Origin of the sequence: Roseateles sp., assembly GCF_965229315.1 — a bacterium.
GTDB lineage: Bacteria > Pseudomonadota > Gammaproteobacteria > Burkholderiales > Burkholderiaceae_C > Pelomonas.
In genome coordinates this window covers 1763582-1785614 of record NZ_CBDDJA010000002.1, presented here as the reverse complement: position 1 = coordinate 1785614, position 22033 = coordinate 1763582, and the positions used below count along the sequence as shown (strand labels likewise).

At 63.9% G+C, this 22033-nt stretch carries 22 protein-coding genes, 2 pseudogenes and 1 other annotated feature; of the genes and pseudogenes, 9 read left to right on the top strand and 15 right to left on the bottom strand.

Translation table 11 applies throughout. The features are described 5' to 3' along the window. Positions 1 to 4: 4 nt before the first annotated feature. Positions 5 to 268 (bottom strand): DUF2282 domain-containing protein, encoded by a 264-nt coding sequence (locus ACO07H_RS13025; RefSeq protein ID WP_422014751.1) that lies wholly within the window; start codon positions 266 to 268, stop codon positions 5 to 7. A gap of 112 nt (positions 269 to 380) precedes the next feature. On the opposite strand from ACO07H_RS13025, the gene ACO07H_RS13020 reads away from it, so the two are divergent. Both ACO07H_RS13020 and ACO07H_RS13015 read left to right on the top strand, forming a co-directional pair. Further along, on the top strand, positions 381 to 965 hold the full coding sequence (locus ACO07H_RS13020) for a sigma-70 family RNA polymerase sigma factor (RefSeq protein ID WP_422014749.1): 585 nt from the start codon (positions 381 to 383) through the stop codon (positions 963 to 965). Beyond that, positions 962 to 1156, top strand: coding sequence for a zf-HC2 domain-containing protein (locus ACO07H_RS13015; protein WP_422014747.1), 195 nt, complete (start codon positions 962 to 964; stop codon positions 1154 to 1156). Before ACO07H_RS13020 ends, ACO07H_RS13015 begins: the two co-directional genes overlap by 4 nt. On the opposite strand, the gene pcp is transcribed toward ACO07H_RS13015, so the two are convergent. Then, positions 1157 to 1807 (bottom strand): pyroglutamyl-peptidase I, encoded by a 651-nt coding sequence (pcp, locus tag ACO07H_RS13010; RefSeq protein WP_422014745.1) that lies wholly within the window; start codon positions 1805 to 1807, stop codon positions 1157 to 1159. 135 nt (positions 1808 to 1942) lie between these two features. Here pcp and ACO07H_RS13005 point away from each other — a divergent pair, with 135 nt between their 5' ends. Both ACO07H_RS13005 and ACO07H_RS13000 read left to right on the top strand, forming a co-directional pair. Next, entirely contained in the window at positions 1943 to 4477 is a 2535-nt protein-coding gene (locus ACO07H_RS13005) for an ATPase, T2SS/T4P/T4SS family (RefSeq protein ID WP_422014743.1), read from the top strand. A gap of 169 nt (positions 4478 to 4646) precedes the next feature. Beyond that, the gene (locus ACO07H_RS13000; RefSeq protein ID WP_422014741.1) at positions 4647 to 5039 is read left to right on the top strand and encodes a type II secretion system protein; all 393 of its coding nucleotides are present in this window, start codon (positions 4647 to 4649) and stop codon (positions 5037 to 5039) included. Positions 5040 to 5087: 48 nt separating this feature from the next. On the opposite strand, the gene ACO07H_RS12995 is transcribed toward ACO07H_RS13000, so the two are convergent. The 5 genes from ACO07H_RS12995 to ACO07H_RS12975 form a co-directional block, all read right to left on the bottom strand. Further along, positions 5088 to 5966 carry a DMT family transporter gene (locus ACO07H_RS12995; protein ID WP_422014739.1) on the bottom strand — a complete coding sequence of 293 codons (879 nt, stop codon included), beginning with the start codon at positions 5964 to 5966 and terminating at the stop codon, positions 5088 to 5090. Next, positions 5963 to 6451: a methylated-DNA--[protein]-cysteine S-methyltransferase gene (locus tag ACO07H_RS12990; protein ID WP_422014737.1), complete on the bottom strand. Its 489-nt coding sequence runs from the start codon at positions 6449 to 6451 to the stop codon at positions 5963 to 5965. Before ACO07H_RS12990 ends, ACO07H_RS12995 begins: the two co-directional genes overlap by 4 nt. After that, positions 6448 to 7890: an Ada metal-binding domain-containing protein gene (locus ACO07H_RS12985; RefSeq protein WP_422014735.1), complete on the bottom strand. Its 1443-nt coding sequence runs from the start codon at positions 7888 to 7890 to the stop codon at positions 6448 to 6450. Before ACO07H_RS12985 ends, ACO07H_RS12990 begins: the two co-directional genes overlap by 4 nt. Positions 7891 to 7982: 92 nt before the next feature. After that, positions 7983 to 8885 (bottom strand): helix-turn-helix domain-containing protein, encoded by a 903-nt coding sequence (locus tag ACO07H_RS12980; protein WP_422014733.1) that lies wholly within the window; start codon positions 8883 to 8885, stop codon positions 7983 to 7985. 118 nt (positions 8886 to 9003) lie between these two features. Then, positions 9004 to 10557 (bottom strand): DUF4209 domain-containing protein, encoded by a 1554-nt coding sequence (locus ACO07H_RS12975; protein ID WP_422014731.1) that lies wholly within the window; start codon positions 10555 to 10557, stop codon positions 9004 to 9006. Between the two features lie 495 nt (positions 10558 to 11052). Here ACO07H_RS12975 and ACO07H_RS12970 point away from each other — a divergent pair, with 495 nt between their 5' ends. Next, entirely contained in the window at positions 11053 to 11694 is a 642-nt protein-coding gene (locus ACO07H_RS12970) for a hypothetical protein (RefSeq protein ID WP_422014729.1), read from the top strand. Positions 11695 to 11766: 72 nt separating this feature from the next. On the opposite strand, the gene ACO07H_RS12965 is transcribed toward ACO07H_RS12970, so the two are convergent. Continuing rightward, a complete protein-coding gene (locus ACO07H_RS12965) occupies positions 11767 to 13173 on the bottom strand; it encodes an RES family NAD+ phosphorylase (protein WP_422014727.1) in 1407 nt (468 codons plus the stop codon). A 290-nt stretch (positions 13174 to 13463) separates the two neighbouring features. Between ACO07H_RS12965 and ACO07H_RS12960 the strand changes: the two genes are divergently transcribed. Genes ACO07H_RS12960 through ACO07H_RS12950 form a run of 3 tightly spaced genes read left to right on the top strand, consistent with a single transcriptional unit; the run spans position 13464 to position 14862 of the window. Beyond that, the gene (locus ACO07H_RS12960; RefSeq protein ID WP_422014725.1) at positions 13464 to 13781 is read left to right on the top strand and encodes a hypothetical protein; all 318 of its coding nucleotides are present in this window, start codon (positions 13464 to 13466) and stop codon (positions 13779 to 13781) included. A gap of 19 nt (positions 13782 to 13800) precedes the next feature. Next, complete coding sequence (locus ACO07H_RS12955) at positions 13801 to 14271, top strand: hypothetical protein (RefSeq protein WP_422014723.1); 471 nt, start codon at positions 13801 to 13803, stop codon at positions 14269 to 14271. A 9-nt stretch (positions 14272 to 14280) separates the two neighbouring features. Then, positions 14281 to 14862, top strand: coding sequence for an RES family NAD+ phosphorylase (locus tag ACO07H_RS12950; protein ID WP_422014721.1), 582 nt, complete (start codon positions 14281 to 14283; stop codon positions 14860 to 14862). A 3-nt stretch (positions 14863 to 14865) separates the two neighbouring features. Here ACO07H_RS12950 and ACO07H_RS12945 read toward each other — a convergent pair whose 3' ends face one another. From ACO07H_RS12945 to ACO07H_RS12915, 7 genes and pseudogenes are all read right to left on the bottom strand, one after another. Next, positions 14866 to 15213 (bottom strand): hypothetical protein, encoded by a 348-nt coding sequence (locus ACO07H_RS12945; protein ID WP_422018682.1) that lies wholly within the window; start codon positions 15211 to 15213, stop codon positions 14866 to 14868. A gap of 2 nt (positions 15214 to 15215) precedes the next feature. Then, positions 15216 to 15398, bottom strand: a complete 183-nt coding sequence (locus ACO07H_RS12940; RefSeq protein ID WP_422018681.1) for a hypothetical protein — start codon at positions 15396 to 15398, stop codon at positions 15216 to 15218. 28 nt (positions 15399 to 15426) lie between these two features. Then, positions 15427 to 15717 (bottom strand): annotated as a pseudogene (locus tag ACO07H_RS12935) (DUF4365 domain-containing protein); the annotation flags it as partial. 121 nt (positions 15718 to 15838) lie between these two features. Then, entirely contained in the window at positions 15839 to 16162 is a 324-nt protein-coding gene (locus tag ACO07H_RS12930) for a hypothetical protein (RefSeq protein WP_422014719.1), read from the bottom strand. A 168-nt stretch (positions 16163 to 16330) separates the two neighbouring features. Next, positions 16331 to 16795, bottom strand: a complete 465-nt coding sequence (locus tag ACO07H_RS12925) for a hypothetical protein (RefSeq protein WP_422014717.1) — start codon at positions 16793 to 16795, stop codon at positions 16331 to 16333. Continuing rightward, a complete protein-coding gene (locus ACO07H_RS12920) occupies positions 16785 to 20924 on the bottom strand; it encodes an RHS repeat-associated core domain-containing protein (protein ID WP_422014715.1) in 4140 nt (1379 codons plus the stop codon). The genes ACO07H_RS12925 and ACO07H_RS12920 overlap by 11 nt, the downstream gene beginning before the upstream one ends. A gap of 8 nt (positions 20925 to 20932) precedes the next feature. Further along, a complete protein-coding gene (locus ACO07H_RS12915; RefSeq protein ID WP_422014713.1) occupies positions 20933 to 21190 on the bottom strand; it encodes a hypothetical protein in 258 nt (85 codons plus the stop codon). A gap of 368 nt (positions 21191 to 21558) precedes the next feature. Between ACO07H_RS12915 and ACO07H_RS12910 the strand changes: the two are divergent. Continuing rightward, positions 21559 to 21992: pseudogene (locus ACO07H_RS12910) on the top strand (transposase); the annotation flags it as partial. Next, positions 21837 to 21953: a sequence feature (AL1L pseudoknot), on the top strand. It overlaps the preceding pseudogene by 117 nt. Positions 21993 to 22033: the final 41 nt, after the last annotated feature.

The following is a 22033-nucleotide window of genomic DNA, read 5'->3' as shown; positions in this document are numbered from 1 at the left end:
CGGATCACTTCTTCGCGGGCGCCTTGGTCATGCCGCCTTCCTTTTCGCACGTGCCCTTGGCGACGTACTTCCATTCGGTCGGCGCATTGTCCGTCTTGGCCTCGCCGGCGCAGGAGTGGCTGCCGTTGGCCGAGGCGCAGTCGTTCTTGCCGGCCTTGGCGATGCCGAAGCACTTCTCCTTGGCGGCGGCCTGGGCCTGCGCCTGGGCAACCAGGCCCAGCGACAGGGCGGCGGCAAGGGCGGTGGACACGACGGTGGTGGTCTTCATGGCAAGGTCTCCAAAAGGTTGAAACAACAAAGGCGGCCGATGATGCGGCGGCTCCGTGGCTGTCGCAAGCCCCGCGCCCATCCTTACACTGCCGGCCGAGTTCGCCCACGACATGACCGCTCCCCCCGACTTCGCCCGCCAGCTCGAAGGCCTGCGCCCCGCGTTGCTGAAGTACGCGCGGCTGCAGTTGCGCAACCCGGCCTGGGCCGAGGACGCGGTGTCGGACACGCTGCTCGCGGCGCTTGAAAAGCCGCAGGCCTTCGCGGGCGCCAGCCAGCTCAAGACCTGGCTCATCGGCATCCTCAAGCACAAGCTCATCGACCAGATCCGCAGGAACAGCCGCGAGCTGTCCACCACGGCCAGCACCGAGGACGGCGAGGACCTGGACGACCTGCTGTTCTCCGCCAACGGCCACTGGCGCGAGTCGCCGCACGACTGGGGCGACCCCGAGGCCGTGCTGCGGCAACTGGACTTCATGAAAGTGCTGGAGGCCTGCGTCGAGAAACTGCCCGGCCAGCAGGGGCGGCTGTTCATGATGCGCGAGTGGCTGGAACTGGAGTCCGACGAGATCTGTAAGGCGCTGGCCATCACGCCGACCAACCTCTGGGTCATGCTGCACCGGGCCCGGCTCAGGCTCAGGGAGTGCCTGCAGGCCGGCTGGTTCGGCACACCGGACGCTGGAGACGCCAACCGATGATGAAGCTGAGCATCACCTGCCGAGATGCCACGAAGATCACGCTGCAGGCCGAGGACCGCACGCTGCCGCTGGGCGAGCGGCTGTCGCTGCGCCTGCATCACCGCGTCTGCAGCAACTGCCGCCGCTTTGCCCGGCAGGTGCGGCTCATGCGCGAGGCCAGCGCGCGCTGGCGGCACTACAGCGGCGAGTGATCAGCTGACCGGCGCGCCTTCATCCGGCAGCGGCGCCAGTGGCGCGTCGCCCGACAACGCGATCGCGATGGCCAGCTTGATGGCGTCGATCTGCGCTGCCAGGCCCATGCTCGGCACCGCGGGCTGGCTGCGCGCCGCCTGCTCGGGCAGGGCCGGCACGTGGATGAAGCCGCTGCACAGCCCCCGGCCGGCCAGCTGGTGCTGCAGCTCGTAGAACACCTGGTTGCAGACGAAGGCGCCGGCCGACAGCGACAGCCCGGCGGGGTGGCCCGCCGCGCGCAGGCCGTCGCGCATGGCCTTGACCGGCAGCGTCGAGAAGTGGGCGGCCGGCGCGTCGGCCCGCACGGGCACGTCCCGCGGCTGCTCGCCCGCGTTGTCCGGGATGCGCGCGTCGATCAGGTTCACGGCCACCCGCTCGATGGAGATGTCCGCGCGGCCGCTGGCCAGGCCCAGTGCGATGACCAGCCCGGGCCGCACGACGGCCAGCGCGTCGGCCAGCGCCCGCGGCGCCTCGGCAAACGTCGTGGGCAGGCAGCGCGACTGCACCAGGGCGCCGGCGATCACCTGGCCGTGCAGCGAACGCGCCACTTCCCAGGACGGGTTGATGCCGTCGCCGCCGAAAGGCTCGAAGCCGGTGAGCAGAACATTCATGGCCGCCATTCTCCAGAACCCGCCTCGCGCATGCGGGCGGACGCACCCATCAGGCCTGCCGACACCGTGTAATTCCAGACAGATGGGGCGGCTGGCGGCCTCCATAATCGCCGGCAATCCTTCTTGCTTGAGCCCATGACCGACCCGTCTCAGCCCCTGCCCTGGCCTCACGGCGACGCCGACTCCACCGCCGCGGCCGGGCCAGGCGCCCAGGTGTCGGGATTCCTGTGGCCCAGCCCGCCCTACGCGGCCTACCCGCAACCCCAGGCGCAACGCGCGCCCGAAGTCTGCGAACTGCTCGGGCTGAACAACAGCCGCAGCGCGGGCCAGTTGCTGCAGGTGAATGCCGCGGAGCGCATCGCGCAGATCAACGTCCCGCCGGCACGCAACAGCATGCCGCTGAAGTTCAGCCAGTTCCGCGCCGTCAAGCTGATGCGCCCGCTCAGCGTGCCGCCGCGCGACCAGAGCGACCTGAACTCGCCGCTGAGCGTGGACCAGCGCCCGCGCACCGAGTTCCGCATCGTCTTCAACGGCGGCGACGAGCTCAAGGGCGTGACCATCGGCCACCACCACGACCACCTCGGCCTGTTCCTGTTCCCGCCGCTGTCCGCCACCGACGACTCGGTGCGCCGCGTGTTCATCCCGCGCGAGGTGCTGCAGCATTTCGAGATCGGCGAGCGCATCGGCGACCTGCTGCTGAAGGACAAGCTGGTCACGCAGGAGCAGGTGGCGGCCGCCGCCGTCGAGCAGACGGGGCTGCGCCAGAAGCGTGTCGGCGACATCCTCGTCGACCAGCAGATCGTCACCACCGATCAGCTCATGCAGGCCGTCGAGCAGCAGGCCAAGATGCCGATGGTGCGCATCGGCGAGGCGCTGCTGGCGCTGGAGCTGATCACCGCCGCGCAGCTCGACCAGGCGCTCGCGCAGCAGCGCGAGGACCGCTCCGTGCCGCTGGGCGAGCTGCTGGTGCGCAAGGGCGTCATCACGCGGCCGCAGCTGCAGTCGGCGCTGGCGCGCAAGATGGGCTATCCGGTCGTCGACGTGGAGCATTTCGCCGTCGAGCCCGACGCCGTGCGCAAGCTGCCGATGGCGGTCGCCAAGCGCCTGGAGGTGCTGCCGCTGGTGTTGCGCGAGGGGCGCCTGGTCGTCGCGATGGAGGACCCGACGCGGCGCGACGCCATTGACGAGATCGAGTTCATCACGCAGCTCAAGGTCGTGCCGACGCTGACCAAGCTGGGCACGCTGCAGTTCGCCGTTCCGCGGGCCTTCGAGCGCTACGGCGCCGAGACGGCCGCCCGCACCGATTCGCCGCTGCCGGACTTCCAGCCCGACTTTCCGCTGGACACCTCCAACAAGCTCATCGAGAGCCTGGAGCGCGACAGCAGCGAGCGCTCGGCCAAGGAAGACGACGCGCCCATCGAGCAGAGCGACAACTCGCTCGTGCGGCTCATCAACACGATGATCATCGAGGCGCATTCCCAGGGCGTGTCCGACATCCACATCGAGACCTACCCCGGCAAGGAAAAGCTCAAGATCCGCTTTCGCCGCGACGGCGTGCTGCAGCCCTACCTGGAGCTGCCGCACACCTACCGCAACGCGATGATCGCGCGCATCAAGATCATGTGCGACCTCGACATCTCCGAGCGCCGCAAGCCGCAGGACGGCAAGATCAACTTCGCCAAGTACTCGCCCCAGCACCGGCTGGAGCTGCGCGTGGCGACCATCCCGACCAACAACAGCCTCGAAGACGTGGTCATGCGGCTGCTGGCCTCCAGCAAGCCCATCCCGCTGGAACGCATCGGCCTGTCGCCGGCCAACCTCGCTGCGCTGCAGACGGCCGTCGCGCGTCCGTACGGCATGGTGCTGTGCGTCGGCCCCACGGGCTCCGGCAAGACGACCACGCTGCACTCGGCGCTGGCCCACATCAACACGCCGGACCGCAAGATCTGGACCGCCGAGGACCCGGTCGAAATCACCCAGGCCGGGCTGCGCCAGGTGCAGGTCAACGCCAAGATCGACTGGACCTTCGCCAAGGCGCTGCGCGCCTTCCTGCGCGCCGACCCGGACGTCGTCATGGTCGGTGAAATCCGCGACCAGGAGACCGCCGAGATCGCCGTCGAAGCCTCGCTGACGGGCCACCTGGTGCTGTCCACGCTGCACACCAACAGCGCGCCCGAGACGATCACGCGGCTGCTGGACATGGGCATGGACCCGTTCAACTTCGCCGACTCGCTGCTGGCCGTGCTGGCCCAGCGCCTGGTGCGGCGCGCCTGCACGGCCTGCCAGACGTCCGAGCCGCTGACCAACGCCGAGCTCGACGAACTGCTGGACGACTACCTGCATGTCTTCCCGGAAGGCACGCGTCCGGACCGCTTCGCGCTGGCGGCCGAATGGGTGCAGCAGCACGGCAGGAACGGCCGGCTGATGAAGTTCACGAGTCCGGGCTGCCCGACCTGCGGCCACAGCGGCTACAAGGGCCGCGCCGGCCTGCACGAGCTGCTGAGCGTGTCCAAGAACCTGCGCCGCATGATCCAGACCGGCGCCCGTGCCGAGGAACTGCAGCACGCGGGGCTGGCCGAGGGCATGCGCTCGCTGCGCCAGGACGGCATCGTCAAGGTGCTGCAAGGCGTCACGACGATCTCCGAGGTCCACGCGACCAGCAACGCCTGAGCGGGCCGCGCCGGCGGCCACCCGCGTCGCAGGCGTGACGCATGCAACGGATTCCCGGCCTGCGCGCCGGGCCGGGCGGGCACCGTGCGCTTTTCACTGGGTGCGCACGCCGCGCCGGCAGATAGTCATGCCACCCCGGAATCACAGCGCCCTGCGCGGGAAGGCACCCATGAACAAGTCGCGGCAAATCGGCATCACCCTGGTCGAACTGGCGATGGTCGTCGTCGTCATCGGCGTGCTGGCCACGGTCGTGCTGCCCAAGGTCGTCCGGGCCGATGCCGAGTCCCGGGGCTCCGCGCTCAAGGAAATCGCCAGTTCGCTGAGCTCCGGCTCCGCCATCAACTACGCCTTGCGCAAGGAGAACGAAGCCCAGGGCGTGGCCGTCTCCGACTGCGCCGACGTGGCCAAGACGATGAAGCTGCATGCCGGCACCGCGCTGCCGGCCGGCTATGCGATCACGCAGGCCGCCATCACGGCGAACAACACCGTGGCCTGCACGCTGACGCAATCGCTCGACGGCAAGGCCGCCACGGCCACCTTCACCGCCACCGGCATCTCCTGAGGGCGCGAGCCGGCCACGCCGGCCTGCCCCACGGTCCCAAGCACGGCCTCAGCCGCGCCGGCCGACCAGCCCCAGCGCCAGCGCGATGCCCACCAGCACGACGGCGCCGCCCGCCACCATCTGCGCCGTGATGGCCTCCTGCAGGAACAGCGCGCCCCACAGCATGGCGAACAGCGGGATCAGGAAGGTCACGGACACCGCGTTCGTCGGCCCCACGCGGCTCATCAGCCGGAAGTACAGGACGTAGGCCAGCGCCGTGCACAGCGCGGCCAGCGCCAGCGCGCTGCCCCACGCGACGGCACCCGGCATGGTGGCGGGCCACAGCCACACGGCCGGCGCCGCCAGCAGCAACGCCGCGGCGAACTGGCTGCCCGTCGCCACCACCAGCGGCGACACCCCCGCGAGGAAGCGCTTGGTCGCATTGGCCGCCACGCCGTAGCAGAGCGTGGCCGCCGCGCACGCCACCACGGCCCAGAAGCCCGCATGGTCGGCCCCCGGCTTGAAGCTGGCCTTGTCCCAGGCCAGGAAGGCCACGCCGGCGAAGCCGATGACGAGGCCGGCCACGCGCAGCGGCGTGAGACCCTGGCGCAGCCAGACGAACGCGACGATGGCCGTCCACAGCGGCGTCGTCGCGTTGACGATGCTGGACAGGCCGGCCGTGATGGACAGCGCCGCGAAGCTGAACAGCACGAAGGGGATGGCGCTGTTCAGCGCGCCCACCAGCAGCAGGCCGCGCCAGTGACGGCGCAGCTCGCCGAGGCCGCCCTGCGACGCCAGAAGCGGGATCAGCAGCACGCTGGCCAGGCCGACGCGCACGGCGGCCAGCACGAGCGGCCCGAACTCGCCGGCACCCAGTCGCATGAACAGGAAGGACGCGCCCCAGACCGCGGCCAGCAGGATCAGCTCCGTCAGGTCGAAGGCCTTCATGCCAGCGCCCCCTCCAGGGCCAGCAAGGCGCGCTTGCGCGCCAGCCCGCCGGCATAGCCGGTGAGGCTGCCGTCGGCGCCCAGCACGCGGTGGCAGGGAATGAGCACCGAGATCGGGTTGCGGCCCACCGCCGCGCCCAGGGCGCGCACCGCGCGCTCGCGGCCCAGGCGCCGGGCCAGCGCGCCATAGCTGGTGGCCTCGCCGGGCGTGATGGCCAGCAGCGCCTGCCAGACCTGGCGCTGGAACTCGGTGCCGGCCGGGTCCAGCGGCGGCCGCGTGAACGGCCGGCCGGCGAAATAGTCCGCCAGCGCGGTCTCGGCCGCGCCGAGCACCGCATCGCTGCCATCGTCCTCGGGCAGCGCGAGCGGACCGGGATGGTGCTTCTGGCCGTCGAACCACAGGCCCGACAGGCCCAGGGCACTGCGGGTGGCGGTCAGCGGGCCCAGCGGCGTGGCGATGCGGCGCTGCAGGATGTGGTGGTTCATGCGTGTCTCCAGAGGTGCAGGACGGCGTAGCTGCGGAAGGGCCGGTAGCGCTCGGCGGCTTCGAGATAGGCCTTGGGGCTCAGCGGCGGCGCAGCGCCACCGAGCGCGCGGCGCAGGACGACGTCGCCGGGCGGAAAGGCGTCGGGCCAGCTCCAGCCGCGCATCAGCATGTAGCTGGCGGTCCAGGGGCCGATGCCGGGGATGCGTTGCAGTTCGTCAAGGGCAGCCTCGGGCGAGCCGTCGCGGCGCGCGAACGCGAGCGTGGGCCAGGCCTGGGCCAGCGCGATGAGGCTGTCCGCGCGGCGGGCGATGATGCCCAGCGAGGCGATGTCGTCGCGGGTGGCACGGGCGATGCGCTCGGGTGTCGGGAACAGGCGGCCGCAGCCCTCGGGCGCGTCCGCCAGCACCTCTGCGAAACGCTCGACGAAGCGGCCCGCCAGCGTGCGCGCGGCGGCCACCGTCACCTGCTGGCCGAGCACCGCCCGCACGGCCAGCTCGAAGCGGTCGACGCAGCCGGGCAGGCGCTGCCCGGGCACGGCGTGCGGCCCAAGCGCCGTGGCGATGACCTCGGGGTCGGCATCCAGGTCCAGCCACCCGCGCAGCAGCGGCAGCAGCACGCCGACCGCCGGCCACAGCGACGGCGCCAGCTCGACGCTCACCTCACCGGCGCGCTCGAAACCGACCCGCACCCACCCGGCGCGGCGCACACCGGCATGCGTCAGCGCCAGGCTGCGCGTGATGACGCCCTCCCCCACCGTCTCCACGCCGGCCACGGCCCGCGGCGCCAGGAACGCCAGCACGCCCGCCACGTCGTAGGGCGCGCGATAGGCCAGCCGCAACCGCGACGGCGCTTGGCCGCTGCCCCCTTCTCGCCGCAAGGCCGTCGGCTGCATGCGGTAGTGCTCCACAAACGCCGCGTTGAAGCGGCGCAGGCTGGCGAAGCCCGCCGCAAAAGCGATCTCCTGCACCGGCAGGGCGCTGTCGGTCAGCAGCGACTTGGCCAGCAGCAGGCGCCGGGTCTGCAGATATTGCAGCGGCGACACGCCATGCTCGGCCTGGAAGATGCGGCGCAGGTGCCGGCTCGTGATGCCCAGGTGGGCGGCCAGTTGCTCGACGCTGGCCTCGGCGTCGTCACAGGCGTCCAGCCAGGCGGCGGCCTGGGTTGCAAGCGTGCGCGACGCGTCCATGGTCGTCCAGGCCAGCGCACGCGGCGCCAGTTCGGGCCGGCATTTCATGCAGGGCCGGAAGGCAGCCGCCTCGGCCTGGGCGGCCGTCGAGAAGAAAAGGCAGTTTTCGCGCTTGGGCAGGCGCACGCGGCACACCGGCCGGCAGTAGATGCCGGTGGACGTGACGCCGACGAACAGCCGCCCGTCGAAGCGCGCATCACGGGCGGCAAGCGCGGCGTACGCGGCGTCGGGTGGCAGGGCGGCGGAGGGCATGCGGCCAGTCTAGGGGCCGGCATCGCCAGATCCTGGCAGTTTTCGGACATGCCCCTGCGATGGGCGGCGCGGCTCGCGGTGCCTCCTGGCGCTCAATCCAGGCCGGGTACCCAGGGATGGACGGCCGAGGCGGCAAGTCCGCGCTCCCCCGTCGGGGCATGGCCGGTCCAGCGCCTGAAGGCTCGCGTGAACGCCCGGGCATCAGAGAAACCCGCGGCAGCGGCGATCTCGCCCAGGCTGCGTTGGCCGGCGGCCATCAGTTCGAAGGCCCTCGCCTTTCGACCCTCGTCGAGCAGTTGGCGATAGCTCAAACCGGCCTGGGCGAGTTGGCGGCGCAGCGTGCGTTCGCTCAGATTGAGTGAAGCCGCCAATTGGCCCAGCAGCGCCACGTCGGGCAACCGCCGTCGGATGGACCGCGCCACGCTGAAGCCGATGGCAGGCCCGGCGTCCAGCCGCTCGACCTCTCGCCGCAGCAGTTGCGTCGACAGCCGGGTGGCCGCGCCGTTGGCCCAGGGCAAGGCAAAGGCGCACCAGGCCGGCTGCGTGTGCAGCGCATTCCTCAGGCTGCCGAAGCGAACCGGGCAGCCATAGAAGGCCTCATAACCGGCCGCATCGGCGGGCCGGGTGACATGACGGTGAGGTTCGCGCCTGGCCAGGTGCTGACGATGGAGTCCATCGGTGGGCAGCAGTTTTTTTCGGGCTGGCTCTATCCCGACTACGAGCTGTCGCCGCCCAACGGCAGCAACTTCACCATCGTGAACGCCACGCTCGACCTGTTCAATGCCGCCGGCGAGCATGTAATGGGTTTCTCGCGTGGCACACAGACTGATGGCGCCGCCCACATCGGCCCACTTTTCATCGGCAGCTACCTGGCCGCCGGCAGCGCCATCTCCTTCACCCAGTACCACACCAGCTATGAGGTGACCGCGCTGCAGGGCGGCCAGTACTACTACGACGGTGTCTTCCTGCAATTCGCCGACCTTGGCTACGGGCATGTCTGGTTGACGACTGCCGCCGTGCCCGAGCCCCGTCCGCGCTGGCGACTCTGCTGGCCGGCTTGGGCTTGCTGGGCCTGCGCGCGCGTGCCCGCCCGCCGTTGCGCGAACCAGGCGCCTAGGCCTCCGACGGGTTGGGCGGCGGCGCCTGAGTCGCGGCGCGCCTGGCCTGCCAGAAACTCCTGATGGTCAGCCGTAGGACCCACCACCAGGCGTAGATCGCGCCGGGCGAGTGGCAGTGGTTGGCATCCAGCAGGCCATGCGCAACGCCGTTACGCAGGTTGGGCCCCAGTGCGTTGCAGAACAAGGCCTTGAGTTCGAAGGCCAGGTCCTCGCCAAAAATCGCCTTGGTCTCGGGCAACTCGACTAGCGTGCTCAGCCCGACCTCGTTCTCAATGCCTTCCTTGTCGAGGTTGGTCGTCTTGACGCTGGCCTGCTTCAGATGCCAGCGCACCAGGTGCTCGATCTGGGGCGCCAACAAGTAGGTCGCGGTCGCGAAGTCGTACTCGAACGCCTCCCACAGGCCCTTGGCGAACTGCTCGGAGCGATCGGGCGGCACGACCGGCGACATGGACATGAGATGTGCCAGGTCGGCCTTGCGCACCCAGTGCTCTCTCACGATGACGTGCAGCGCAGGCAGGATCTGGGCCTTGCAGACCAGCTCGATGTCCATGCCGTAGTGGCGCATCATGATTTCCCAGAGCTTGTCCTCGTTCTCGTCCTCGGCCCCGTCGAGCGACCCGCCTTGCGTCTTGGCGATGGTCCGGCCATCGAGGCTCATGTGCGTGGAACCGAACATCGTTGTGATCGGGAACTCGCGAAGGGTTTTCTCGGCGTTCTTCCGCATGCTCGCAGCGCTGGCCCCCGAGTGCAGGTGCGTCAACACGAGCAGCGCTTCCAACAGCGGCTTGCCGGTGACAGCCTCCTCTGACCCACGCACGAACTCGGTGATGTCAGTCCTTCCGCTCTCGATGAGCGGCAAGGCGTTGACCGCCTTTTCACCTGACTCGGTGACGAGGTGCAGGAGCCGCTTAAGGTGGGCTTCGATGTCGCGGTTCGGACGCTGCGCCTTCGGGATCTTGCGCAAGGCTTGGATCGCGTCCTCGTAGAACGAAGCCGCAACCAGATGTCCTTGCATCGCGTCCAAGGCGATGCGGTGTTCTGCCTCCGCCTCGAAGCTAACCGCGATGCTGAGCGTCATGTCAGCGGCGCGTTCCAGATCGCCCCGGCGCTGGAACCAAGCACCGGCCAGGACAAAGTGCGACCTCGCTCGCCAGAAGTCGTTGCCGGCTTCGTGCTTGGCCTGGCCACTGGCTGCGATCAGTTCAGCGAGCGTGGCGCTCCGGTCGTGAGAGAGGTGCCGGTCAAACAACAGCTGCGCCGCGGCCAGCCCCAGGCCACCCTCGCCGCCGATGGAGGTCGCGACGATGCCCGCCAGCACCGCCTCGATCTTGTCCAGGCGATCGTCGGCGCCCTTGCGCAGCTGCAGGCACAGGCTGATGGCGCGGCCCCATCCCTGCATCGAATTGACCCAGTCTTCCCCTTCGGGCGGGCTCGCCGTGTAGGCGTCGATGGCACGCAGTGCATCGGCGATCTTCCGGGGTTTGGCCCCCAGCCAAGCGATGTCGGACAGGCGCGCGCGCAGCACATGGTGATCGATGGCCTCGGCCACGGCGGAGACCTGGGCAGTGCGTCAGCGGGCGACGACGCAGCGATGGCCAGGCTCAGCGCAACCAGAAGTGCACGCATCAGCCGCCGCCCGTGTTCGGGATCGTCAAAGGATGGCTCAAGGGCCTCAACCGCCCGTGTAAGGGACCGCAGTCACTTCTTCCAACCAGGGCACTTGCCGTTGGCGTCACGGGGTCCGCCGGGGTCGCCTCGCGAACCACAGCCCGAGTCGCCGCCACCGTTGCCGGCATATCCGCCACCGCCGCTGCCACGCTTGCCGCGACTGCCGCCACTTCGTCGACCAGATCGGCCGCCCTTGGCATGCGCGTCCGCCGCTGCGACCGTCCCGGCCGCAAGCAAGCTCAGCAAGAAGAATCTGCGTGTCGTTTCTGCCATCTGTCCCTCCCTCAGGTTTTTATTACTCACAGCCTAGGCAGCGCGCCGCGCCGGCGCATCCGGACAAGCCCGATCCGCCGCACCGAAGGCGCACACTTCTGCCATGGATCTGGCCTACTTCCTCCGCGAGCGCACAGCGCTGATCCGGCATTTCTACGACGCAGCCTCGGCGCCTTTCATCGAGACTAGACGCCTGATCGAGGCCGTCGAGCCGCCGTTTCATGACCCGCCCTATGACGAGAGCGGCGAGCCGGCCTACCTCGAAGAATGGCTGCAGGCCGATGTCGAGCTGGAACTGGTCGGCCGCGCGTGCATCACGATGCTGTCTGAAAGCATCAAGCACTACCTCCACGGGTGGGAGCGGTGGGTGCCGCTCACGCCGGCGGCCGAGAAGGCAATGGGCTCCAAGGGTTTCGTGCGGGCCTATGTTGAGCACTACACCGATCAACTTGGAGCCCCGGTCTGCCCGGCCGATCTCGACGTCATCGAGCAGGTCGTCCTTGCGCGGAACAGCGCCCAGCACAACGGCAATCTCGTCACGAACACAGTCGAGCACGACGCCAAGACCCGCGCCAAGTACCCACGACCGTTCTTCACCCGGCCCGACGGCCCGGACAGTGCGCCCTCCGGCCTCGACAACTTCCTGGTCGACTGGGTGCACGTTGACCGCGACAAGCTGCTGCGGGCCACTGAGCAGGTAGAAATCCTTGCTGACTGGCTGCAGGAGCAGATCTACGCCCGGTAGTTTCAGACTGGCTGTTGCTCTTTGACGACTTGAGCCACCGTGCTGCCGCGGGCCGCTACGGCGCCGGTCTTGTCAGGGGGGCTCCCAGCCGCCGTATTCCGCAGGCATGATGACCAGGTCATCGGTGAAGTCGTGGACTTGGACGCCACGGATCCAGTGTGCCCGCAGCCCCTCGACATCGAGTCGCAACGTGTAGGGCCTATCGTTCCAACCGCCCGTGGTGGGCGTCGTCGCCGTGGCGGCTCGTTCAGGCGCCTGCACAGGTAGTTCCGCAGGCGGCAGGCGCGACAACAGCGGCATCAGGAAGCGGCCTCCCTCCTGCTCATCCCAGGCGTCCACGATGAACATCGGCCCGCCGTCCGCTCCCTCCACCCTGGTGGACCTAGGGAACAAGGCGACGTTGATGCCGGTCGTGGGCCGTGCACCCTGCGGCAGCGGCCCACCCTCCTGGATCGCCTGGACGGATGGGTAGACGATGCCGTCGATGGGCTCGTCGCCGTGCATCGCCAAGTAGTCGGCGATCACCTGGGTGATGAAGTAGTCCCGCTCCTCGAACTCGGGCAAGACCGGCAGCATCAGGCGATGCGCCAGCATGCGCAGAAATGCCTGCCGGCGCGCAGCCTCCTGGGTCGCCGGGTCGAACAGGCTCTTGCCGAACGCGTACTCCAGGCCGGCCAGGCCGCGCAGGTCGAGCAGCTTTACCCTACGGGTGATCTCGAACGCGGCCGTCACAACCCAGGCCCCTACGGGCGGCCTTACTTCGGCCAGCGCCACCCGTGCGTCGGTGGCTCCGTAGAAGGCAGGCTGGCCCTTGGCGTTCATCCGGCCAGCCTTGCCCTTGCCAGGAGGCGGGGGGCCAAGAAACTTGGCTGGCTGGCTGAGCGCCTCGGCGATGGCCTCTTGCGACTCGAAAACGCGGGCACGCACCAACCGGTGGATCTCACAGCCGGGACCTGCCTCGATGACGACGGGCTTGCCGTTCTCGTCGCGATCGTGGTGGATGCCGCCCAGCACCGAGGTCAATACGCGCTGCGCGTGTGGGTTCAGGTAGCGAGCTTCCTCGCGCAAGCTGCGCTCCATCTCAGTCCAGGCGACGCTAACGGGTGCGTGCAGGTCATTGCGGATGTGGAACCAAGGCTGGTTCTCGTCGGTGTAAGGCCCCTTGGACACACGTTGGCCCCAACGCTCGAGAGTGGCGGCGCCGAGCGCCTGCAGGGCCTGCGGGCCCACCGCGTCCAGCTTTTGGACGACATCGGTCAGCGAGAAGCCCAGCTTGGGCTGCCAGCGCTTGCGCGACTTGGGCCAGGTTTCATGGACGACAAAGAAGAGGTTGGCGAGGACACCTTCGCAAGCTTTGCTGACTTCGTCCAGCAAGACGCTGGGGCCCGGGTCCTGGCAGAAGTCGCAGGCGTTTTGGCTATGCGCCAGGTTGCGGCGCAGGTAGTCGTCGGTCAGACAGGTAAGGCACACGTAGTTCATGGGCGGCCATGATGCCAATGCCCGCCGTGCCATGTCAGCGGGAATACCTCCCGCCGAAGATGTGCTGATGATGGAGGCCGCGCAGGATCGGCAGGCTAGCGCCAAGGCCGCATTCACCCCAGAAAACGCTACCCGGCAATGACTGGAAAAGCAGTCATTGACTTGGGAAAACTGCATCAACGAATGGAAATCCAGGCATTGCCGTCCTGCCGTCCCGCCAGCTGAGAGGCCGCGTGCCGGACTGCTTTGGCATAATCGAACTTAACGAACTTGCCAAACGAGAGGATTGAATGATCGTCCTGAAGGCCCCACAAGACCAGGTGCTCGCCGCGCTCCAAGCGATCAGCGGCATCGTGGAGACGTGTCACACGCTGCCGCTTCTCGACAGAGTGATCATCGGCTCGCGCCGCAAGGCGTCTGCCTATGAGGACTACATGCAGCTCAGGCGCGCGCAACCGATGCTGATGCGTTTGCTGCCCGTGGTGCCGGTGCTGCCGCCCGTCGTTCAGGAGATCGTGCGGCCATCGATCAAGCTGGCCCTCGGCCGTGTGCGTGAACTCCGGGGGTTCTTTGGCGCGACCAAGGTCAACGCGCGCAACGCTCCCTGAAGCAGTCGATCAATCAGCCATGAAGACCGCCTCCACCACACCCACTTCCGCACGAAGCTCGGCGCGCGCCACCCGTGCCCCCCAGCGCCCATCGCCCTATGTCTCCGCAGCCCAGACCCGTTCCCTCCTTGCCGGCAGCCTCGCTGCCCGGACGGAACGGCTGCAGGCCGGCGACATGGTGACCACGGAGCAGGCCGCCGAGCTCGCAAGCACTACCCGCGTGACCATCAACGCCTGGATCGCCAAGGGTCGAGCCATTGGGCTCACCCAGACCCGCCGGGGCTTTCGGCTGCCGAAGTGGCAGTTCGAGCCCGGGCTTTGGGACGCGATCCCCGAACTCGCCAAGGCCTTGGGCACCAGCGAAGGCTGGACCCTGCTGTCGTTTCTGGAGACGCCGCTCGGCGGCCTCAACGGCAGGACCCCTCGCCAGGCGATCGAACAAGGCGACACGTCAAGGGTGCTCGAGCTTGCATCGGCGGAGGGCACTTGATCGATCCGCATGAAGCTCGCCGACCTTGAATTCGCTCCCAGCTTTGATCTCCCAGCCCCATCCGTCCTCTATCGCATCCAGCGCGCCCGCGCACGACGTGGCTCCCAGCGGGTCGGGCGCATCCTGCTGCCGCCGTCCCATCTGCTGAGCGGCCGCTTTGACGTCGCCGACGTCCCGGTGGGCTACTTCGCTGAAGCCCCGGAGACAGCGGTCTACGAATCCCTCTGCCGGCGCGAGGCGACGGCCGTCTCGGTGCAGGCGGCTGCGATGCGCACATTGCTGTGCGTCCAGACGACCCAGCCCCTGGTGCTGCTGGACTTGCGCATGCATGCGAGCAGTTGGCCAGTGCTGCAGTCGCTGCGTCTCAGCCACACGCAAGAACTGGCCGCCGAGGCTCACGCCCAAGGCTTTGCCGGCGTCGTCTACTGCTCGGCTCAGCAGCACAACATGGACTGCTACGCGATCTTCGATGACGCCCTGGCCGGCATGCGCGCCGTCTGGGCTGAGCGCCTGACCGAGCCAGGCACAGGCAACCTTCACGCAGTCCTGGCCGCCGCGATCAAAGGCTCCCAGGTGCCGCTGGTGCCCTGAGGGTCAACGCCCCAGCCTGAAGTCGACATGGCCCAGTTCCTGCCAGAGCACCTTGGCCTGGCGGCCCAGCAGCAGGGAGTAGGCGTTGAAGGCTTCCTCGCCGATCTCCCCCTGCAACTCGAAGAGGCGACTCTCTGAGATGTCGTCGTTGTAGACGACCCAGGACCAACTGCCATGTTCGTCGACCTGCTCGAACTCGAAGAAGAAGCACAGGCCGCTGCGATGCCACGCCCGGGCCGCCTGCATGCCGTCTTCCTTGACCTCCCAGTCGCCGCGCCACGCGGCCGGCCACGACGCCGGGTCGAGTTCGACCGACTCGGTTGTCGATGCGGATTGACTGCGATTCGCCATGGTCAGTGGACCGTTCCATTCAGCGGAGCCACGTAGCCCATCTCCACGCACAGGTTCCAGCCCTGTTCGTGGACACGGTCCCAGGCCTTCTGGCCCACGCGCCGCCGCATCTCGCGGTCCAGGTCGTAGACGTCGGCCGACTGCAGCTGCAGCGTCCAGGCTTGCTGGGCTGGGTCTTCGTCCACCGCACCGTACACCGGCGTGACGGCTATCGGGGTCGTAGATCGCGACGATGACGGGCATCGAATGGCCGATCCAATAGTCGATGTGCTTGTCGTCCGACCGAAAAATGAACGCAGCGTCAGTCTCTTCTTTGAAGAAACTAGGTCCGCTCTTGATCTGCAGCGCAATCAGTTTCCCCGTTGGACGATCGCCATCGACGATCTCAACGTGGGCATCGATGCCGTAGTCCAGGACGGTCTGCTCGCGAAACACCCATTCCACTTTGGCGAAGAAGGATGCGAGCGCGGCCACGCCGAGACGCTCTGTTTGACGCGCTTTCATAGTCCCCTCGCGGCTTGGCTACGTGAGGGCATCTTCCGCCATTCCGGATCCCGGAAGGCGTCGGCGGGCAGAGCTTTGAGCGATTGGTGGGCGCAGCGGAATGCGTTGCGCGTGCCGGCCACTACTTCGAAGCCAGTACGTTCGTTACCAGGCCAGCAAGCAAAGGGCTCAGTGTGGCAACGACGGCCCCGATCTTCGTCACGGGATCGACGGACTCAGTGCCCGACGGCTCGTTGGCCGGAAGCGAGCGTTGGCGCGATTCCACCATCTCACGCAGGACCAGCAAGGCGGGCACGTAGATCGCGGCAAGCATCGCGCTGAATGCGAGTCCGAAGCTCAGCGTCACGCCGCGCACCAGTTCTCTTAGGCTGTCAACATCGCCCAGCCTGGCGAGTTTCTTTTGGGCGGTCGCGTACTCTGCGGATGCCCCCGCGTCGCTAGCCATCCGGAGCCAATTTTCCGCCGAGTGAGTTCAGGGCGGCAACGTTCTCGTGAATCTCTTCCAGCATCGGAAAGTCATTGACCGACGCCCAAGCCTTCCAAAGCAACCATAGCCAAATCAGTGGGAACTGCAGTTCACTTACACGGACGGCTGAACGGCATACTCGACCGCTCAGCGCGTGTGTTTCTTACTCTTAAGTTTCTTGAGTCCTTGTCTGACGAGCAGCGAATCCGCCCCATCCAAGTGTTCTCGCCGTTGAATCCTCTCAAGCGATTCGATTGCAGCTTGACCTCCTCTTTGTTCGATTTCGCTGATACACAAACGCCAAGCTTCGTCCATAACATCGTCCACCTGACTGTCTTCTGCACGACCAGGAAATCTATTGTTTCGACTGGAAATTGCCAAACGCTCAAGCAATTCAACTTCGTTAATGCTAGCGAGTATTTGCTTTATTTCTGAATAATCGCGAGCGTGGTCACGCTGGTCAGGTAGCTTTTGTCGTTCCGCAATCTTCAGTAGTTCGCCATTTACATCATGTAGGCGTTTCAAAGTTACAACTTTTTCAGCAGACGCAAAGCCAGTCTCGCTGAAAAGAAAAATGAACAGACAAAATAATATTAATGCCTTATTTAACAATTAAGGTGCCTCTGTAGGTTGAGCCTTTGTAAATCATTGGCCGAGTTTTGTCCAAGAGTTTCTTGGCGCCATCAAAAGCAGTGCTGTGCGGGTAGTTTTCTTGCCCTCGAGCAACATCAGATCGCACGGTAATACATCCATCGCTTTCACGACCGGTATGTAGATTGAACTGGCCACGTTTTGTCACTTTCCCAGTTTTTGGATCTGTGGCGACGACTTCGTCGTAGCTATAGCCGCCGGATCCGTCTGGGCCATAAAGCTTGTACCACCAATTGTCCCCAGGATGGTCAGGCTTGCTATAACCATTCCCAATTAGATATTCCCCGCTTGGCAACGGCCCCCGACCAGTAAGAGATTGCGACATTGGATCATTTGCCCATGAGCCGTTTCCAGAGAACGCTGAGAACGTCACCGACTGTTTTGTTTGAACGTCCGTCAGCGTCACTGTGCCTGCGGCTCGATCAAAAACACCTTTCACTTCTAAACCTGAAGAATCAACATCGCTCAAAGGACTTCCGCCCGCGTATGCGTAAGTGTTAATTCCGCCGTCGAGCCCGATGGGGTCAGACTGCAGATAGCGCCCCAACTGCTCATCATAATACCGATGCCAGTTGTACCAAAGGCCCGTCGCACTATCGTAATACTGGCCCGGAAGACCAATGTTGAGCCCGCCAATAGTATCAATTACTACATTACGATGTCCCCAGGCAAAGTTCTCCGCGCGCCATACTACTGCACCGGCACTATTTGTCAGAACATCTGGTCGGCCGACGTGATCATTGTGCACATAGTTAAATTGCCCATTTCGCAGCATACCTAAAAGTTCACCGCCGAACCACACATAGGAAGTGGAGCTCGCTACTGAACCTCCAGTTACGCTTTCACTTAGCATTTGACCATTACGGTCATATACGAACCGAGTCGACACGTCGCTCTGCGTTTTCATGGCTCGGCGATTTTGCGCATTATTCATGAATGTATTTGCGCGCGCACCATTTATGTCAACGCCGTTCATTCGTCCGAACGAGTCGTAGTAGTACGTACGACTACCATCCCAACGACTTTCGCTAGCGACACTGCCGACGTTGTTGTACGCAAAATTACGCCAATTTGCACCAGAAACAGAAGCTAATCGATTGCTGCCTGTAGCGGTGGTGAACGTAGAAGTGGCGCCCGCGTGATCGATAGTTTTGCGATTTCCAACTGTGTCCCAATAGATTTGTTCGTTATCACCGGATCGCGATGCACTACCAAGCCGATCGTTGGCGTCATAGAAGAAGCTCGCCGACATTCCGCCATATACCGCATCGGTGATTTGTTTGATACTGTTCAGATTGGCCGTCCATTCGTAAGACAAGTGTTGAGCGATCGTGCCATTAATGTCGTTCAGACGGCTGTCGGTATCAAAAGAAAGGAGGCGCTTGGATCCATTGCCAAAGCGCCAAGCATACGGCTGCTCAATAGCCGGTTGGTAAAGAATACTATCCACCAAAGAAAACGTTGAGCCTCCATTAATTGAAGCACTAATCGAACTCAGTCGGCCGTTTGCGCCATATGAATAGGCTAGCGCCAGTCCATCGCGGGGGTAGCTCATACTGGCTAAACGGCCTTGTCCGTCATAACCCCAGGTTGTCGTAAATGTTTGACCGCTTATGGTGTTTGTCTGAGTTGCAAGTTGACCGGAACTGTTATACAAGAAACTACTGTTTCCGGAAGCGTCTGTTATGGAGGTCAGTCGACCTTTCCCATTTGTTCCTGAATCGTAACCGAATGTCTCAGTTACCCCGCCGCTTGACCGAGATGTCGGCCGATCCAATTTGTCCCAACCATAGTTAATTGTTGTGCCGTCGGCGCGAGTTTCACTCTGAACTCGTCCGCCTATATCAACAGTGAAATTGGTCGTTCCGGTGTCTGGGCTTGTAAGGACGGTTGCCTCACCAAAGCCATTCAGCGTATAGGTGGTGACGTTTCCGCGCGGATCTGTGACCGTGTGCAGTTTGCCTGTGGCGTCATAGCTGAAGTACGTTTGCCCCCCGTCAGGCGCCGTCATCTGTTTGATCCGATTCTGTTCGTCGTAATACCATAACGTCTGACGCCCAATTGCATCGGTGGCGCTCGTCTGATTGCCGTTGCCGTCGTAGACATAAGTGATGGATTGTCCGGCATTGCCCTTAATCACAGATGCTCGGCCGAGGCAGTCGAGGCATGTTGTCTTACTAAACTGGCCGCTTTGAAAGCCGCTTGGAATGCTTCCGCTCTGCGTCGGCAACCAACGATCAGAGGCCTGAGAAACTGTGTTTGATGACGTCGTCGTGGAAACAGTTCTTGGAAATAAAATCCATTCGTTTAGACCGTTGGCTACTCCTGCCATTCGATCTGCTCCGCTATATGCGTACTTGGTTATCTGGCCGCTCGGCTGATTGATCTGAGTAATCCGTCGGTCGCTATCATATGTGTAAACGGTTTGAAGGCCAGCCGTCGTGGTCGAGTAAAGATTTCCTTGCGGATCATATTGGTAATTTGTACCAACATTATTGGCATCTACGACTATCGCGGGTTGACCACGGCCATTGTAATTTTGAAATTGAATAACATGGCCCAGTGCATTGGTTGCGCTTGCTAGATTTCCCGCGCTATCGTAGACAGAAGTGCTGACCGCTGTTGTTCCTGGAAGGGCGCGCGTAGCAGTGATGGTGTTTGTAGAGCCGAGTAAATAGTCATACGTGACACCTCTGACTTGGCCGGTGCGTAAATCAGTCCATGTTTCCGATTGCAAGCGATATGCCTTGCTGCCGCTCGAGGCGGGGAAATAGCCACGCTGATAGCGCAAGTAGGTTACGCCACTAGCATCCTTATACTCGGTCTGCTTTAAATCATCTGCATCCCACGTATCAGTAGTAGACACTTGATTAGCCGTTCCAGCTGCAGTTGCCGTCGTCCCCGAACGACCACTGCTGTCAAACACATAGTTGGTGACATTTCCATTCCAATCTTTCGACCACAGGCGATAACCCGTATTGGGATCATATAGAGCGCTAGCCACCGCAGCTTCGCAACTTCCCCCGCTTGCGCGAGATGTGGACACGAGTTGTTTGCCGAAGGTTGGAGACTGGTTGAACGTATATGTTGTCGCGGACCCGGCCGCGTTCGTGACTGTCGTGGTACTGGTAGAACTATCTACGACGGCGTAAACAAATTGATCCCTGATTTCACCAGAACCCCAATTTACTTCCTTTATTTTTCCATCTGAGTAGTATTGGAATTGCCCCTTAAGCACACCGTCGACGGTAACGTTAGTTAGCGCGACTGAAAGACTAGCATCGTAACCATACAGAGTTGTCGGCGCTGATGCGCCGGGCGGTTTTACAGACTGCAGGCGATTGGAGCCGTCATATCCATAGGTCCAAATCTGACCGCCGGGTTCGCGGACGGTTGTTACGTGATTGCCTGTCCACGTGAAAACTATTGTTTGACCGCCAGAAGTCACCGACAATACCTTGCTCTCATCTGCCGCATCGCGATTCACAAATATCGTTCGCTGAGGACCTTGCAAAGGTTGGGTGACAATACTGGTCAGATATCCGCCAGGAGAATAAACAGTGGTAGTTCGTTTGGTTACGCGGGTCCATTCTGTATTTGGGTCAGGGTCTCCTGGAACAGGACGCTGAACCAATTTTGTTTTTTCGTGAGATGCACTTCCACGTCCAGCGGTATCTCCAGCGGTCCAGTACACGAAATCTACGTCTGAGCGCACACCATTCGCAAAATAATAATATGTGTACCCGCTTCGCTTGTACACATACTTTGTTCCGTCGGGGTCATTGATAACTACTGTCTTCGGCACGCATACTGTTTCGCCTGGAGCCGTAGTGCAACCTCCTGAAGTTTTATCCAGTTTCCCGTAGTCATACGATGAATGCCAGTTAGGCCCAAACATATATTTGTAACCGGACCGCGCTATGCTGCGGTAAGTACGTCCGAACGATAGGCCGTTCAGTCCGTAAGATTCGAAGTCCGGCTGCGGCAGCCATTTTTCTCCAGTTGCAATTACTACTGGATAGTCGGTTGAAGGACTTGCTGGCGCGCACCGGATAATGCCGCTATTGCTTTGCGGAATGGGGGATTGCAAAGCCCCTCCTAGATCTTCTCGTCCGCCGAAATTGCTACTTCCGCCTCCTGATCCATCTTCAATCCAAAAACATCGCGCGTGCCAGCCACACCTACGGCGCCGTTGTCTCCTACAAAATTGCCTGCCGGCACGGCAGCTCCGCATATTTGAATTCTTGCTTGTGCGCTGCTGGCATACAGCAAACCCATAAAGGCAACTGACCTAAGAAGGGTCAAAATCGGTTTTGAAGTGATATTCCGAAATGGAAGCATTGATATTTTTGGCATTTGCCGTCCCTAAAATTGTTTGTCTTTGAAGTAGTCGAAATAGTCGCGTTGCGTACTTCGCGCGATGCTGCTGATGCGTCTTGTAGTTAAATTGCAGCGATCCGACCACTGCCAACCTTGCCAGGAGGGTTTGTGCTAATAGGGTTTGTGTAGGGTGCTGGCAACTGCGGGGGCCTATTGATTTGAGCGTGGCCTTGCGCAACTGTCGTGAGGGCTACGGCGGTCCTCTGACAAAAGAAAGAGCGATTTAGTGAAAGGCACCTGCGCGTTCCAGGTGTGGGGGAGCACGCTGGCCGAGGTCCTCTCGCGATTCAGGCTTGAATCGCCCCGGGTTTCGAGGAGGCTCAACACTCTGAGAGGATTGAGCCATGAGCAAGTCGAACAAGTTCTCGCCCGAGGTGCGTGAGCGCGCGGTGAGGATGGTGCAGGAGCACCGAGGGGGGTACCCGTCGCTGTGGGCAGCCATCGAGTCCATCGCGCCCAAGATCGGCTGCGTGCCGCAGACGCTGAACGAATGGGTCAAGCGTTCGGAGGTCGATGCTGGCGTTCGCGAGGGCGTGACGACCAGCGAGGCCCAACGCGTGAAGGAGCTCGAGCGCGCGGTGCGTGAACTGCGCAAGGCCAACGAGATTCTGAAGCTGGCCAGCGCGTTTTTCGCCCAGGCGGAGCTCGACCGCCGCATCAAGTCCTGAAGGCCTTCGTCGACCAGCATCGCCAGGAGTTCGGGGTCGAGTCGATCTGCAGCGTCTTGCAGATCGCCCCGTCGGCGTATTGGCGCCATGCGGCTCGTCGGCGCAACCCGGTGCCGCTGACGCCCTGCGGCCGGTACGAGGCGTACGGCTT